General features: G+C 73.5%; 10 protein-coding genes. 5 read left to right on the top strand and 5 right to left on the bottom strand.

All coding sequences use genetic code 11. The features are described from left to right. Positions 1–17: 17 nt before the first annotated feature. On the top strand, positions 18–1,643 hold the full coding sequence (aceB, locus tag ACYQ8Q_RS35800) for a malate synthase A (protein WP_460070804.1): 1,626 nt from the start codon (positions 18–20) through the stop codon (positions 1,641–1,643). On the opposite strand, the gene ACYQ8Q_RS35795 is transcribed toward aceB, so the two are convergent. The 3 genes from ACYQ8Q_RS35795 to ACYQ8Q_RS35785 are packed head-to-tail and all read right to left on the bottom strand — an operon-like array spanning position 1,633 to position 4,411. After that, positions 1,633–1,941: an Rdx family protein gene (locus ACYQ8Q_RS35795; RefSeq protein ID WP_460070803.1), complete on the bottom strand. Its 309-nt coding sequence runs from the start codon at positions 1,939–1,941 to the stop codon at positions 1,633–1,635. The genes aceB and ACYQ8Q_RS35795 overlap by 11 nt on opposite strands. Continuing rightward, positions 1,938–2,852, bottom strand: coding sequence for a HipA family kinase (locus ACYQ8Q_RS35790; RefSeq protein WP_460070802.1), 915 nt, complete (start codon positions 2,850–2,852; stop codon positions 1,938–1,940). The genes ACYQ8Q_RS35795 and ACYQ8Q_RS35790 overlap by 4 nt, the downstream gene beginning before the upstream one ends. A 20-nt stretch (positions 2,853–2,872) precedes the next feature. Continuing rightward, positions 2,873–4,411 (bottom strand): IucA/IucC family protein, encoded by a 1,539-nt coding sequence (locus tag ACYQ8Q_RS35785; RefSeq protein ID WP_460070801.1) that lies wholly within the window; start codon positions 4,409–4,411, stop codon positions 2,873–2,875. Between the two features lie 96 nt (positions 4,412–4,507). Here ACYQ8Q_RS35785 and ACYQ8Q_RS35780 point away from each other — a divergent pair, with 96 nt between their 5' ends. The 3 genes from ACYQ8Q_RS35780 (at position 4,508) to ACYQ8Q_RS35770 (ending at position 8,191) form a co-directional block, all read left to right on the top strand. Further along, positions 4,508–6,025, top strand: a complete 1,518-nt coding sequence (locus tag ACYQ8Q_RS35780; RefSeq protein WP_460070800.1) for an IucA/IucC family protein — start codon at positions 4,508–4,510, stop codon at positions 6,023–6,025. A 79-nt stretch (positions 6,026–6,104) separates the two neighbouring features. Next, positions 6,105–7,367 (top strand): VWA domain-containing protein, encoded by a 1,263-nt coding sequence (locus tag ACYQ8Q_RS35775; protein WP_460070798.1) that lies wholly within the window; start codon positions 6,105–6,107, stop codon positions 7,365–7,367. 14 nt (positions 7,368–7,381) lie between these two features. Continuing rightward, a complete protein-coding gene (locus tag ACYQ8Q_RS35770) occupies positions 7,382–8,191 on the top strand; it encodes a hypothetical protein (RefSeq protein ID WP_460070797.1) in 810 nt (269 codons plus the stop codon). Between the two features lie 768 nt (positions 8,192–8,959). Here ACYQ8Q_RS35770 and ACYQ8Q_RS35765 read toward each other — a convergent pair. Next, entirely contained in the window at positions 8,960–9,586 is a 627-nt protein-coding gene (locus tag ACYQ8Q_RS35765; protein ID WP_460070796.1) for a winged helix-turn-helix transcriptional regulator, read from the bottom strand. Between the two features lie 87 nt (positions 9,587–9,673). On the opposite strand from ACYQ8Q_RS35765, the gene ACYQ8Q_RS35760 reads away from it, so the two are divergent. Beyond that, positions 9,674–10,882, top strand: coding sequence for a pyridoxal phosphate-dependent aminotransferase (locus ACYQ8Q_RS35760; protein ID WP_460070795.1), 1,209 nt, complete (start codon positions 9,674–9,676; stop codon positions 10,880–10,882). Between the two features lie 6 nt (positions 10,883–10,888). Here the strand turns inward: ACYQ8Q_RS35760 and ACYQ8Q_RS35755 are convergent, their stop codons facing one another. Next, positions 10,889–13,627 (bottom strand): hypothetical protein, encoded by a 2,739-nt coding sequence (locus ACYQ8Q_RS35755; protein WP_460070794.1) that lies wholly within the window; start codon positions 13,625–13,627, stop codon positions 10,889–10,891. Positions 13,628–13,865: the final 238 nt, after the last annotated feature.

The following is a 13,865-nucleotide window of genomic DNA, read 5'->3' as shown; positions in this document are numbered from 1 at the left end:
TGAAGGAAGTGACGTTCATGTCCGCACCAGCGCCGTCCCCGCCGGCCATCGTCGACGCCGAGCCCCTGCCGCGGCAGGAGGAGGTCCTCACCGAGGCCGCCCTCGCCTTCGTGGCCGAGCTGCACCGGCGGTTCACCCCGCGCCGCGACGCACTCCTCGCCCGCCGCGCGGAGCGCCGCGCCGAGATCGCCCGCACCTCCACGCTCGACTTCCTGCCGGAGACCGCCGCGATCCGCGCCGACGACTCCTGGCGGGTGGCGCCCTGCCCGCCCGCCCTGGAGGACCGCCGGGTCGAGATCACCGGCCCCACCGACCGCAAGATGACGATCAACGCCCTCAACTCGGGGGCGCGGATCTGGCTCGCGGACTTCGAGGACGCCTCCGCGCCCACCTGGGAGAACGTGATCCTGGGCCAGGTCAACATGGCCGACGCCTACACCCGGAACATCGACTTCACGGACCGGGCGAGCGGCAAGTCCTACGCCCTGCGGCCGGACGAGGAGCTGGCGACGGTCGTCATGCGTCCGCGCGGCTGGCACCTCGACGAGCGGCACCTGGTCGACGGGGACGGCAGCCCGGTCCCCGGCGCCCTCGTCGACTTCGGCCTGTACTTCTTCCACAACGCACGGCGGCTGCTCGACCTCGGCAAGGGCCCGTACTTCTACCTCCCGAAGACGGAGTCGCACCTGGAAGCCCGCCTGTGGAACGACGTGTTCGTCTTCGCGCAGGAGTACGTCGGCATCCCGCAGGGCACGGTCCGCGCCACCGTCCTCATCGAGACGATCACCGCCGCGTACGAGATGGAGGAGATCCTCTACGAACTCCGCGACCACGCCTCGGGGTTGAACGCGGGCCGCTGGGACTACCTGTTCTCCATCGTGAAGAACTTCCGGGACGGCGGGCCGAAGTTCGTCCTCCCGGACCGCAACCAGGTCACGATGACCGCCCCGTTCATGCGCGCGTACACCGAACTCCTCGTGCGCACCTGCCACAAGCGCGGCGCGCACGCCATCGGCGGCATGGCGGCCTTCATCCCCTCCCGCCGGGACCCCGAGGTCAACAAGGTGGCCTTCGAGAAGGTCCGCGCCGACAAGGACCGGGAGGCCGGTGACGGCTTCGACGGCTCCTGGGTCGCCCACCCCGATCTGGTGCCGATCGCCATGGAGTCCTTCGACAAGGTCCTCGGCGACCGGCCGCACCAGAAGGACCGCCTGCGTGAGGACGTCCGGGTCGAGGCCGCCGAGCTGATCGCGGTCGACTCGCTGGACGCCCGGCCGAGCTACCCGGGTCTGGTCAACGCCGTGCAGGTGGGCATCCGGTACATCGAGGCCTGGCTGCGCGGCCTGGGCGCCGTCGCCATCTTCAACCTCATGGAGGACGCGGCCACCGCCGAGATCTCCCGCTCGCAGGTCTGGCAGTGGATCAACGCGGGCGTGGAGTTCGAGAACGGCGAGAAGGCGACCCCGGAGCTGGCCCGGAAGATCGCGGCCGAGGAGCTCGCCGCCCTCCGCGCCGAGCTGGGCGAGGCGGCCTTCGCCGCCGGTCACTGGCAGCAGGCGCACGACCTGTTCCTGGAGGTCGCGCTCGACCAGGACTACGTCGACTTCCTCACCCTGCCCGCCTACGAGCAGCTCAGGGGCTGACGTCCGCCGCGCGGTCCGAGTGGCCCAGGGGCTTCCCCGGGGCCACCCGGTCGCGGACCAGCCGCTTGACCGCCGTCGGCTCCGGGAAGCCCTGCTCCCGGCGGTCCCACACCACCTCGTCGTTCACCCGTACGACGAAGACCCCGCCCTTGCCCGGCTTCAGCGCGAGCTCCGTCAGCTCGGTCTCGAACGTCGTCAGCAGTTCCTGCGCCAGCCAGGCGGCACGCGGCAGCCAGCGGCACTGGGTGCAGTACTCGATCTCGACGCGCTGCTGGTCAACGGGCTGCTGGTCACTCATCCGAGGTGCACCGACCAATCCTGTTCCGCCGCCGGCTTGCCGTGCAGGTCGGGGACCCGCTTGAGCCAGCCCGGACGGCCCTGCTGGGTACGTGCCGCCCGGAGGGCCTCCTCGGCGGCGAGTTCCTCCCGCGACGGGAAGGCGGTGGGGAGCCAGGCCGCGGAGGCCTCCACGCGCGCGTGGAGGTAGTCCACGTACGCCGCCCTGATGTCGTCCGGCGTCGCGAAGCCCTCCTCGCCGAGCAGCCAGGCGTCCGGGACCTCGGCGACGATGTCCCGCAGCAGCTCCCGGGTCACCTTCGGCGCGAGCTCCGCGTCGGCGGCGCGCACGTTTGGGCCGTAGTGGCCGAGGGCGTGGTGGCGGAAGTCGTAGGCCCTGGTGGGGTCGGAGGCGTCCCAGCGGTGGTGGAAGACGAGGGCGGCGCCGTGGTCGATCAGCCACAGCCGCGGCGGCACGACGCCGAGGGTGGGCCAGATCATCAGGTTGGAGCTGTGGACCGTACGGTCGACGTTGACCGTGAGGGCGTCCAGCCAGACGACCTTCCCCGCCTCCCGCGCATCCACCGGGAAGGTCTTCGCCGCCTCCGGTGTGAAGTCCTTCGCGCCCGGGAGGTAGTCCATCCCGAGGTTGAGGCCCGCGCTCGCGCCGTGCAGGTCGCGCACCTCCTGGTGGGGCTCGTCGTCGGCGATCGCCGGGTCGAAGTGGACCAGGACCAGCTCGGGGAAGCGCAGCCCCAGTGCCCGGGCCAGCTCGCCCACGATCACCTCGGCGACCAGCGCCTTGCGGCCCTGCGCGGAGCCGGTGAACTTCACGACGTAGGTCCCCAGGTCGTCGGCCTCGACGACTCCGGGTACGGAGCCGCCGGACCGCAGCGGGGTCACGTATCGGACGGCAGTCACTTCGCGCAGCACACGCCCCACCTTAATTCAGATCATGTACAGGCCAGCGGGTTCGGCAGCGGCAGGTAGCGGGCGTCCGCGCCGTCCGCGCCGGTCCAGCGCAGCAGCAGGTTCGTCTTGCCGGGCAGGGTGGGGGCGGTGAGCAGGGCGTGCGCCTCGGGCAGGTCGTGGCGGGCCAGCTCGCGGCGGACGGCGGGCCAGGGGTCGAGGCCGGGGTGCCGCTCGGCGAGGGCGGCGGCGATCTCGGCGAGGTGGTTGACGACCAGGCAGTACACCAGCCGCTCCCAGCCGGCCGCCCGCTCGACGTCCGCGAGGAGCTTGACGCCCTCGGCGTCCCGGAACAGCGCCTGCACCGGCACACCGGCCGCGTCGACGGCGACCAGGGTGTTCTGCAGGTGCGCCTCCAGGACCACGCCGTGCTCGGCGAAGACCGTGAGCGCGGGCGGCACGACGGCCCGCAGATACGCCTCCCACCAGGCCGCCGGGTCCGTCGCGGTGTCGAGCGGGCTGCCCGTGAACCCCTCCGTGAGGCCCGCCGCGAGCAGCGGGGTGGCGCCGGGCAGCAGCGGGCCGTCGAGGCCGTCGCGGATGAGGACGGCGAGTTCCTCGAAGGCGAAGGACGCGGTGCGGTAGCCGCGGTCGCTGAGCCAGGCGGCCGGGCCGTCGAGGGCGGCGAAGGCGCGGGTGACGGCCGTGTCGGTGCGGCGCAGTTTCAGCAGGTCGTGCCGCCACAGCCGGCGGACGTCGTTGGTGATGCGCACATCGAGGCTGAACTTCAGGAACAGGTCGTGTCCGGGTGCGTAGAGGGTGCGCACGGCGGCCGTCGGCCAGGCGTCGAAGGCGGTCGTGCCGAGCCGCAGCAGACGGCCGTCGGCGAACGCGGGGGCCAGTTCCGGGGCCGTCAGGTCGAGCTGCCAGGGGTGGGCTGGCAGCAGCCGGTAGCCGGCCGGGGCCGCGCCGAGGGCGTCGAGGGCGCAGGTGTCGCCCTCCTCGACGACCAGGTCCTCGCGGACGGCCAGGAGGACCAGGGGGAAGCGGGCGTGGGCCTCCGGGGCGTAGGGCAGCCAGCCGGCCACCGGGCCGCCGCCACGCGCCTTGGGGGCGGGGTGGTGGGGGTGACCGGTGACGAGGGACTGCTCGGAGAGCAGATAGCGGCCGGCGGGCGGGGTGGCCCGCGCGCGTGCGGCGAGCAGCGCGGCGACGGCGTCCCGGCTGTCGGTCATCTCGATGGGCAGCTCGTGGTTGGAGAGGCCGGTGTGGCGGCGCAGCTCCTCCGCGACCAGTTTGACGAGTTCGGCGTGGCCGAGCGGCTCCCAGGTGTCCCCCGTGCGCAGCTCGGGTCCGGCGGGGCGGCGCGCGCCGCGCACCCGGAGCAGCCGGCCGGTGCCGGGCAGCCGGTAGACGCGCCCGCCGTCCGGCCCGGGGGGCTCGGGCAGCGGCTCGGCCACCTCCCTCAGGAGGCAGTTGAGCAGCGGCGCGACCGCGCAGGCGTCGGCCCGGCCGTCGTCCACGGCGGGGTCGGCGGGCCGGGCGGCCTCGGCGGGCGGGGGGATGAGGTCCACGCGTTGCACTCGTTCCCTACGGTTCTTCTGGGCGGAGACGATCAGTATCGCTGGCGTCGCGGCCCCCTTCGTGACTCACGTACCCGCACCCCGAGGAGCCCACCCGTGGACCGACCGCCCACCGCCGAGGCCGAGGTGGCCGCCGAACTCTCCGCGCTGCGTCCGGATCTCGTCGCCCGGTACGCCGCCGCGCTGCCCGGCGCCCGGGCGGCCGTGCTGACCCGGCTGTGGCGGGCCCTCGCGCAGGAGCCGCTGCCGTGGATCACCGGCCGGGACGCCCGCCGGGACGCGCTCGTGCTGCGGCTGGCGGACGGCCGTCGGCTGCACGGCCCGCGCGCCGACCCGTACGCGACCGCCGGGTATGTGACCGAGGTACGGCTGGACGCGGTGGCGTACGACGATCCGGCGCGTCTGATGACGGCGCTGGCGGTGCCCCACGGCAGCGGTTTCGCCGCCGAGCTGGGGCACAGCGCGGCCTCGCTCGCGCTGTCGCGGGCCGCGCAGGAGCCCGTGGCACCGGGGTGGCCGGCGCACGACTGGGAGTGGGAGCAGCGGGTGGTGGACGGGCATCCGTATCACCCCAACTGCCGTTCCCGGCCCGGTTTCTCGGTCGCCGAGCAGCTGGCGTACGGTCCGGAGCACCGGCCGGTGGTGCGGCTGGGGCTGGTGCCGGTGCCGGCCGGGGAGTGCCTGGTGTCGGGTGTGTGGCCGACGGACCTGCGGGACGGGGAGCGGCTGCTGATCCCGGTGCATCCGTGGCAGGCGGCGCATGTCCTGAAGCGGTCCGGCGGGCAGGAGGCCGGGGAGGTGCCGGCGCGTCCGCTGATGTCGCTGCGGACGCTGGCGCTGCCGGGCGGGCCGCATGTGAAGACCTCGCTGAGCGCCCGGCTGACGTCCTCGGTGCGGGACATCTCGGTGGGGTCCGTCGCCTCCTCGGCGGCCCTGTCGGCGTTCGCGGAGACCCTCGCCGCGCGCACGGACGGCCTGCTGCACATCACGCGCACGCTCGGCGCGGCCACCCCCGACTCCCCCGAACTCGCCGCCGTGCTGCGGGAGTCGCCGGCGGTGTACGCGGGTCCGGGCGAGCATGTCGTCCCGGTGGCCGCGCTCGCCGGCACCGGCCTGCCCGCGTCGGCGGCGTGGACGGCGGAGTTCGCCCGGCTCGCGCTCACCGTGGGGCTGCGGCTGCTGGAGCTGGGGGTGGCGCTGGAGGCGCACGGGCAGAATCTGCTGCTCGTCGTGTCGGCGTCGGGGGCGCCGCTGCGGCTGGTCTACCGCGATCTCGCCGACATCCGCGTCTGCCCCGCCCGGCTGGCCCGGCACGGCGTCGCGCTGCCCGCCGATCTGCCCGCGCGGATCCTCACCGACGACGAGTCGGCGCTGCGGCGCAAGCTGTTCGGCTCGCTGGTGGCGGGGTCGCTGGCGGCGACGGCGGGCAGCGGTACGGCCCTGGGGGCGGCGCTCGGCACGGCCGTACGGGATCTGCCGCGCACCCCCGATCTGGTGGCACTGTGCGAGCGGCCGCTGCCGGCGAAGGCGCTGACGCTGATGCGGCTCTCGCCCGGCACCCCCGGGGACCAGTGGGCCGAGCTGCCCAACCCGCTGGTGGAGCAGGGGAACTGACGGTGTATCCGGTATGCGTTCACGCACTGTTGTCGGCCCCGTTTTGTGGCGGGACACCCCTGATCAATAAGATCCGCCGATGATCAGAACACAACGGCTGGCGGCGGGCGTGTGCGCCCTGCTCGCCGCGCTCACGGCCGGGCTCGCGTTCCCGGCCGGGGCGGTGGCCGACGAGACCACCGCCCTCGCGCCCAAGGTCGACCTGGTCCTCGACGTCAGCGGCTCGATGCGGACGAAGGACATCGACGGCGGGACGCGCATGGCCGCGGCCAAGCAGGCGTTCAACGAGGTGCTGGACGCGACCCCGGAGACCGTCCTCCTCGGCATCCGCACCCTCGGCGCCAACTACCCGGGCGACGACCAGAAGACGGGCTGCAAGGACACCGCACAGCTCTACCCGGTCGGCCAGGTGGACCGCACCGAGGCCAAGGCGGCGGTGGCGACCCTGTCCCCCACCGGCTGGACGCCGATCGGCCCCGCGCTGCTGAAGGCGGCCGACGACCTCGAGGGCGGCACCGGCTCCAAGCGGATCGTGCTGATCAGCGACGGCGAGGACACCTGTGCCCCGCTCGACCCGTGCGAGGTGGCCCGCGAGATCGCGGCCAAGGGGATCGGTCTGACCATCGACACCCTGGGTCTGGTGCCCAACACGAAGATGCGCCAGCAGCTGAGCTGTATCGCCGAGGCCACCGGCGGCACCTACACCTCGGTCGAGCACACCGAGGAACTCACCGACAAGGTCAACCAGTTGGTGGACCGAGCGGCCGACCCGGTGGTGACGCCGGTCGCCACCGAGGGCAAGGACTCCTGCTCGGCCGCGCCGACCCTGAAGTCGGGTCTGTACACCGACCGCGAGGAGTTCGGCCAGGAGCGCTGGTACAAGGTGGACGTCGAGCCGGGCCAGGAGCTGCGGGCCTCGGTGAGCGTGGCCTCCGACCGGGCGATGAACCCGGACTACGGGGTGCTGCTGCGGGCCGTCACGGTGCACGGCCGGGAGATCGTCCGCGGTGAGGCGGCGGGCAACGGCCGTACCGACGTGGTCTCAACCGGTCTGCGCTACCCGAAGGCGGAGAGCGACGACGAGGACGCGGCGGCCGAGACGGTGTGCCTGCAGGTGACGAACTCCTTCTCGGCGGGCGCCGGGGTGAAGACCACGCCCGGTATGCCGGTGGAGCTGACCGTGGACGTGGTCGACGCGCCGTCACAGGCGAGCGACGTGGCGTCGTTCGGGCTCGGGCGGGGCTGGTGGCTGCTCGGCCTGCTGGTACTGACCGGCTTCCTCGCGGGTCTGATCTGGGGCTGGCTGTCGCGCTGGCGTGTCGCGGTCTGGAGGACCAACTGATGCGGATCCAACCGATGCGGATCACACGCGTGCTGGGCGGCGCGCTGCTGGCGCTGGGCCTGGCGGCCGGACCGGCCGCCGCGGACTCCTCGCCCTCGGCGAGCCCCTCCGGGGACAGTGCCGCGCCGACCTCGGCGGGCACCGCGTTCCGTACGGCGGTGGAGGTCGAGCAGGGGCAGACGGCCACCGCGAGCGCCTCCACGGGTGACTACCTGTACTGGTCGTTCCCGGCGGACTCGGGCCAGCGGCCCACCGTGAAGGCGACGGTGAAGCTGCCGGATTCGCACCTCGCCCAGAGCTGGCAGATCGATGTGTACGACGGTCTGCGGCGCCGTCAGGCCTGCCAGTACGGCGCCCAGACGCGCACCGCCGCCCAGGACGCGGCCACCGTGGAGCTGGCGTGTGTGCTGCGCACGGTCCGCGCCTGGTCGGAGCCGTGGGCGAACGACCCGCTGCCGGGCACGTACTACGTCCGGCTGACGGCCGTCGCTCTGAAGGCGGCCGACCTGGGCCAGCCGGTGAGCGCCGAACTGCGCGTCGACTCCAAGGACATCGGCGGCGCGGCGGCCGTGGACGGCTCGCTGGCGAAGCCGCTCGTCCCGGGCATCGCCGTCAAGTCCGAGGCGGAGGAGGAGGATTCCTCGGCGACGGCCGTGCTGTCGAGCATCGAGCCGGACGACGGCTGGGCCTCGGGCTGGTGGTCCGACCGCTGGGTGTGGACCGCGATCGGCGCGATCCTGGCCGCGCTGGCCGGCATCGGCGGCTACACACTGACCCGCGGCTCGGGCCGCCCGCGACACGTACCACCACCCCCGGCCGCCTGAGCGTCCCCGACACCCGAGCAAGGCCCATCACCGCACGGTGATGGGCCTTCGCCACACCGCCCCACGGGGACCCCCGCGGCCCCGACCTCGGAGGCAGCCTCGCATCCGGCCTCGGGCCCGGCCTAGGGGGCAGCCACAGTACCGGCCGCCGACCCGGCCCATCGGGCAACCTCGAACCCAGCCTCAGGCCCGGCCTCGGGGGCAGCCTCGGATCCGGCCTAGCGGGCAACCTCGGCCCCACCCTCAGGCCCGCCTCGGGGCAGCCTCCGATCCGGCCGGGGGCCCGGCCTCGAATCCGCCAGAGGCCCAGCCTCGGGGGCAGCCTCGACCGGGCCTGGAGGGCAACCTCGGATCCAGCCTCCGGCCCGGCCTCGGGGGCAGCCTCCGATCCGGCCTAGCGGGCAATCTCCGAACCAGCCTCAGGCCCGGCCTCGGATCCGGCCTCGGGCCCAGCCTCCGATCCGGCCCAGCGGGCAACCTCCGAACCAGCCTCAGGCCCGGCCTCGGGGCAGCCTCCGATCCGGCCGGGGCCCGGCCTCGAATCGCCCGGGGCCCAGCCTGGGGGGGGAGCCTCAGACCGGGCCTATAGGGCAACCTCCGATCCAGCCTCAGGCCCGGCCTCGGGCCCGGCCTAACGGGCAGCCTCGGGCCCAGCCTCCCCTCCGGCCCAGCGGGCAACCTCCGATCCAGCCTCAGGCCCGGCCTCGAACCCGGCCTAGGATCCGGCCTCGGACCCGGCCTCGGGGCGGTCTTCGGGGCGGGGGCGGGTCATGCCTCGCGGAGTGTCTTGGCGAGGGTGCCCTCCCCGCTGACGGTGATTCGTCCGGCGCGCACCGCGTCGAGCAGTGCCACCTCCCCCCGGGCCACGGCCGCGCAGGTGGCGGCGTCCAGCGCCAGGCGGGCGTCGGGCTCCCGGGGGGCCGGGCCGGCGCCGTGGACCGGGCCGTCCTCGGCGCCGACGTAGAGATGGAAGTCCCCTTCGTCCAGGTGGACTTCGAGGAGCCCCTCACCGTCCAGCGCCCGCAGCAGGGGCAGGGCGAACCAGTGCGCGCGGACGGCGTCGGTGGGGCGGCGCTCGCCGAGCTCCCCCTCGCCCCAGCGGCCCAGCGCCTGGAGCACCGGCAGCAACTCCCGTCCACGTGAGGTGAGTTCGTAGACATAGGCGGCGCCCGGCGGGGGCAGCCGGCGGCGGGTGGCGAGGCCGTCGCGCTCCATGTCCCTCAGTCGTCCGGCGAGCACGTCCGTGCTGACGCCCGGCAGATCGGCGTGCAGGTCCGTGTACCGGCGCGGGCCCGCGAGCAGCTCCCGGACGATCAGCAGGGTCCAGCGGTCCCCGACGGCGTCGAGCGCCCGGGCGGCGGAACAGTACTGGTCGTAGCTTCGACGAGGTGACATGCGACGCAGTCTAGACATGTCGTTGGACTTTCCAAGCTGGAACTTGGTAAAACCAAGCAACACACGAAACCGGAGGGGCGAGCGCGCATGGAGTTCCGGCAGTCGAACAAGCTCAGCGAGGTCTGCTACGAGATCCGCGGCCCGGTGGTCGAGCACGCCAACGCGCTGGAGGAGGCGGGCCACAGCGTGCTCCGCCTGAACACCGGCAACCCCGCGCTGTTCGGTTTCGAGGCGCCGGAGGAGATCCTCCAGGACATGATCCGGATGCTGCCGAAGGCCCACGGCTACACCGACTCGCGCGGTGTCCTCTCCGCCCGCCGGGCCGTCGCCCAGCGCTACCAGACGCTGGGCCTGGAGGTCGGCGTCGACGACGTCTTCCTCGGCAACGGCATCTCCGAGCTGATCTCGATGGCCGTCCAGGCGCTGGTCGAGGACGGCGACGAGATCCTCATCCCCGCCCCCGACTTCCCCCTCTGGACGGCGGTGACCACCCTCGCGGGCGGCAAGGCGGTCCACTACCTCTGCGACGAACAGGCCGACTGGTACCCCGACCTGGACGACATGGCGTCGAAGATCACGGACCGCACCAAGGCCGTGGTCATCATCAACCCCAACAACCCCACCGGCGCGGTCTACCCCAAGGAGATCGTCGAGGGCATCCTCGACCTCGCCCGCCGGCACGGCCTGATGGTCTTCGCCGACGAGATCTACGACCAGATCCTGTACGACGACGCCGTGCACCACTCCGCCGCCGCGCTCGCCCCGGACCTGGTCGTGCTGACCTTCTGCGGGCTGTCGAAGACCTACCGGGTGGCGGGCTTCCGCTCGGGCTGGCTGGTGGTCACGGGCCCCAAGCAGCACGCGCGCGACTACCTGGAGGGCCTGACCATGCTGGCCTCCATGCGGCTGTGCGCCAACGCGCCCGCCCAGTACGCCATCCAGGCCGCGCTCGGCGGCCGGCAGTCCATCCGGGACCTCACCACGCCGGGCGGCCGGCTGCATGAACAGCGCGACGTGGCCTGGGAGAAGCTCAACGAGATCCCGGGCGTGTCCTGCGTGAAGCCGAAGGGCGCGCTGTACGCGTTCCCGCGCATCGACCCCAAGGTCCACCCGATCCACGACGACGAGAAGTTCGTCCTGGACCTGCTGCTCCAGGAGAAGATCCAGGTGGTCCAGGGCACCGGTTTCAACTGGCCCACTCCGGACCACTTCCGCATCCTGACGCTCCCGCACGCGGAGGACCTGGAGACGGCGATCGGCAGGATCGGGCGGTTCCTGAGCGGTTATCGGCAGTAGGCCCCGTCAGGAGGCCGGGCAGCCGTCGGCGGCGGCATCGGGCCCGGCGTAGTAGGCCTCCTCGGTCTTCTGCCCGGACCCGGCCGATCCGGCCTCCTTGTACACCTTGAAGAGGGCCACGGTGTGCCCGCACGGCCTGGGGCGTCGCCCCGGGCTCAGATCGATCGGCCCCCCGGCGCCCTTACCCTTCGTCTTCAGCAGCTCCCCGTTGACGAACTCCGGCCGCCAGAAAGCCTTCTGGGCCGCGTCGTAGAGGACGGTCATGGCGTCGTACGCGAGCGCCATCGTGCCGTCCTCGAACAGCGGATCGTCGTCGTCCGGCGTCTCCACGTCCAGGACGTCCGCGATGTGCGTGGGCAACGGGGAGTCGGAGAGGGTGTGTTCGGGAGCCGCGAGCGAGGCGTAGTAGAGCGTCACGTCGCCGATGAGCCGCTCCTGGCCCGCCGTGGCCAGCGTCTTGGTCGAGTCGTCCCCGGTCATGATCGTCAGCTTCTCGGGCGCGCACCGCGAACTCGACACCGCGTCGGCCAGTTCGGTCAGCTTCTCGGCCCGGCCCGTGAAGTAGAGGGCGGTCAGCCCCGGCCGGCACAACTCCTCGCCCACCTCGGCCAGAGTGTCGTACGTCATCCTCCGGGCGGTGAGCTTCCCGGTCGCGTCGAGAGCCTGCTCCGCGTCGTCCGCCTGCTGGGTGCTGTACTTGTCCCCGGTGCCGTCCGGCGTGAGGATCAGGACCTCGCCGGGCTCCACGGCCACCCGTCCCGTGTCGACGGCGTCCTGGAAGGCGCGGGCCTCCTCCCGGTTCGTGGCGGCGAGACCGAAGTAGTTCGCGTACCCGGCCGCGAGTCCGTCGTCGGAGTTCTGGGGGGCCAGGACGTTCAGCCCGGCGTCCCGAAGCCGCCGCACCGAGCCCTCCGTGTCCTCGTCGTCCCGGCTGAACCCCACCACCCCCAGCACCTCGTCCGGGTGGGCGTGCGCGTAGTCGATGACGCGGGTGACCGCCTTGTCCTGCCGCTCCATCAGACGGCCGCCGTTGGCCACCTCGACGACGACCTTGGGACGCCCGGCCTCGCCCGCGCCGTCCCTGGCGTTGACGGCCTTCTGTTTGGCGTGGACACCGGCGAGTTCCCGGAGCCCGTTGAGCGCCGTCGCCGCCTGCTTCCTGCCGCCGGTGGTCAGCTCTCCCACGTAGAACACCACCACGTGCGGCCCGGACCGGGCGTCCTCGTTCTCGGCCGCGACACGTCTCATCAGCTGGGGCAGGCCGGTCCCGGCGGCCCCCTTGCCGTCACCGGGGCGGTCGGAGGTCCTGCCGTCCAGCCGCACCCCGCCGTCCGGGCCGAACACCACCGTGCCGTCCGAGAGGCCCACGCACTCGCCGCCGACGACCTCGGTGGCCCGGTCGAAGGCGTGCAGCCGACGGTCGTCGCAGTTCTCCGGCTGCGCGCCCGCGAGCACCCCGGCGCCGGTCAGCATGCCCGTCACGACCAGCGCGGCGAGCAGCCGCGGAGCGCCGCGCACCCAGCGGGGCGGACCGATCGGCGACGCGTCGTGCGCCTGCGTCCCCGTCGAGCCGAGCAGGGAGGCGGGCAGGCGGATCGACAGCACCCAGGGCAGACTGGCGGCGACGCTCGGCGACTGGCCGACCCTGAGATGGTCGCGGACCCACGCCCAGTACAGGGCGGAGGGGTCCGGGTCGGCCTCCGCGTCGGTGAACGCCGGCGGCACCACCCTGCGGACGTGCAGTTCGGCCTCGTCCGCCCGGGTCAGGCCCGCGATGACGAGCAGGGGGTCCAGCTCGCTGCGGCGGCTGCGCACGTCACTGATGACGCGGAGCAGGGTGATCCCGCCGTTCGCGGGGCAGGCCCGCGGCACGAACACCACCGGTGGGGTCGCGTGCCGGCGGACCCGCAGCACCGGCCGGGGCCGGAAGTTGTGCCGGAGGTCGTCCAGGAGGGCCAGGGTGCGCAGTTCGAGGTAGAACTGGCGGGCCCGCTCCCGCTCGGGGCCCCCGGGCCCGTCGCACGCCAGCCGGAAGGTCCGGGCCACCTCCTGCGCCCGGGCCGCCCGCGTGGCACGGGACAGACGGGGCCGCCAGAACGACCAGACCGGGGCGAAGTCGCTCTCGACGGCCACGAAGGTGGTGGTCGACAGCCAGCGGCCGGCCGGACCGTGCCAGGGGAGCAGCCCCTCGTGGTGGCGCGACCAGGCACTGCCCAGAAGCACCAGCAGCAGTCCGGCCAGCAGGCCGGCCACGAGCTCTCCGTGCACGGCCGCGACACCCCCGAGCGTCGCGACGACGGCCGCGCCGACGAGGTTGGCCGGGCTCATGGCCGCCCGCAGCGCCTGCTGCGCCCAGCCGTCGGGGTCACCCGTCGGGCCGGGCCGCCACCGCATGCGCTCCAGCCGGGGCAGCACCCCGTGCTCGTCCTCGGCGGCCACGGCCTGCTCGACGGCCTCCAACAGCCCGGACCGCGGGAAGGCGTACGTCTCGGAGTGCGGCCGGTGGCGGCTCTCCCACGGCTTGCCCGCCAGGTCCGTCAGGACCGCCAGACCCCGTTGGAAGTCGTCCCCCTCCCGCTCCGCCTCGACCACCCGGCACCGCAGCCCGCGCCGCAGGTGCAGCTCCCGCAGGAACCCCACCCCCTTGCGGACGTTGTCGTCCGCGGCCGTCCCGGCGCCCTGCTCCGCGACCGCGTGCAGGGCGAGCAGGGGCATGGGCGTACGCAGCGGATGAAACTCGGTCACGAGCTGCGTACACAGCCTCACCACCCGGTCCGTGGCGCTGTTCGGCGCGTAGTCCGTCCTGCCCGTGCGCTGTCCCCACCCCGCCACCTGGCCTCCCGCGTCCGCTCGTGCTCCCGGTGTCGGCTCCGAACGTAGGACGCCGCGACGGCGGTGCGGACCGGACGGCGGAGACTTCACCCGCACGAGTGGGACGGCACCGGGCCGTCCTCGTGTCGTGCGCCGTCGATCACCGTCGTAC

This window comes from Streptomyces sp. YKOK-I1 (assembly GCF_054660435.1).
Note: the sequence above shows the minus strand (reverse complement) of the source record. Positions and strands in the feature narration are given on the sequence as shown.

What these genes read in the sequence shown, in the direction of transcription:
- aceB (WP_460070804.1), top strand. Translation starts at nt 18, where the DNA reads ATGTCCGCACCAGCGCCGTCCCCGCCGGCCATCGTCGACGCCGAGCCC.
- ACYQ8Q_RS35775 (WP_460070798.1), top strand. Translation starts at nt 6,105, where the DNA reads ATGATCAGAACACAACGGCTGGCGGCGGGCGTGTGCGCCCTGCTCGCC.
- ACYQ8Q_RS35795 (WP_460070803.1), bottom strand. Translation starts at nt 1,941, where the DNA reads ATGAGTGACCAGCAGCCCGTTGACCAGCAGCGCGTCGAGATCGAGTAC.
- ACYQ8Q_RS35760 (WP_460070795.1), top strand. Translation starts at nt 9,674, where the DNA reads ATGGAGTTCCGGCAGTCGAACAAGCTCAGCGAGGTCTGCTACGAGATC.
- ACYQ8Q_RS35765 (WP_460070796.1), bottom strand. Translation starts at nt 9,586, where the DNA reads ATGTCACCTCGTCGAAGCTACGACCAGTACTGTTCCGCCGCCCGGGCG.
- ACYQ8Q_RS35770 (WP_460070797.1), top strand. Translation starts at nt 7,382, where the DNA reads ATGCGGATCACACGCGTGCTGGGCGGCGCGCTGCTGGCGCTGGGCCTG.